We start from the raw sequence: 826 nt of genomic DNA on the forward strand, positions 1-826 counted from the left end.
GTAAGCGTCCGGCGAACACATCTTTTATTTGCTAACTGATCACGCATCATAGTGCTCACTGTTGCCAACTGTGAGACTTATGAATGACAGCTTTAAAACACCCCGATGTGCGCCGGGTCTTTTCCCCTGAGTTTAAATGGCAGATTGTCCGAGAATCCAAAGAGCGTACACTGTCCGTTTCTGAATTAGCCCGCAAATACGATGTGAACACCAACCAGGTATTTCGCTGGATGCGTGAAGCTGAGGCGGGTCAGGCTTTGTGGGTCAGACGCGCTAAAGGTGAACCGGATGCGCCTGTAGCTGCTTCAGCTTTTCTACCTGTCAGCGTCCGCCCGGCTAATGCAGCAGCCCCCGTTTTGCCTAAAGCTGCCATCACGGTGTCATTTCGAAGTGGTCATCAGTTGATGTTGCACGAGGCGACACCGGCCCTGTTAGCGCAACTGGTGGCAGCGTTATCATGATGATGTTATCGCGTGATGTGCGTATCTGGCTGTGTGCGGGTTTCACCGATATGCGCAAAGGGTTTGATGGCCTGGCTGCCATGGCGCAGCACGTCCTGCAAAAAGACCCTTTCAGTGGTCATGTGTTTGTCTTTCGCGGACGGCGTAGTGACCGGGTGAAATTACTGTGGTGGGATGGTCAGGGCTTGTGTTTATTCTACAAGCGTCTTGAGCAGGGACAGTTCGTCTGGCCTGTCGCAAAATCCGGTGCTGTGCATTTAACCCAAGCGGAGTTAGCGCTACTGCTTGAAGGCTTAGACTGGCGTCCGCCCGCCAGAAAAAATACGCCAAAAAACACAGCTTAAATACAATTAATCAATGAGTTA

2 protein-coding genes are annotated in these 826 nt (G+C 51.5%); both read left to right on the forward strand.

Translation table 11 applies throughout. From position 1 onward, the window contains the following. Positions 1–83: 83 nt before the first annotated feature. On the forward strand, positions 84–461 hold the full coding sequence (gene tnpA / locus AEST_RS12715; protein WP_008606916.1) for an IS66-like element accessory protein TnpA: 378 nt from the start codon (positions 84–86) through the stop codon (positions 459–461). After that, a complete protein-coding gene (gene tnpB / locus AEST_RS12720) occupies positions 458–805 on the forward strand; it encodes an IS66 family insertion sequence element accessory protein TnpB (protein WP_008606915.1) in 348 nt (115 codons plus the stop codon). Before tnpA ends, tnpB begins: the two co-directional genes overlap by 4 nt. Positions 806–826: the final 21 nt, after the last annotated feature.

The organism is Alishewanella aestuarii B11 (assembly GCF_000280055.1).
Classification (GTDB): Bacteria; Pseudomonadota; Gammaproteobacteria; order Enterobacterales; family Alteromonadaceae; genus Alishewanella; species Alishewanella aestuarii.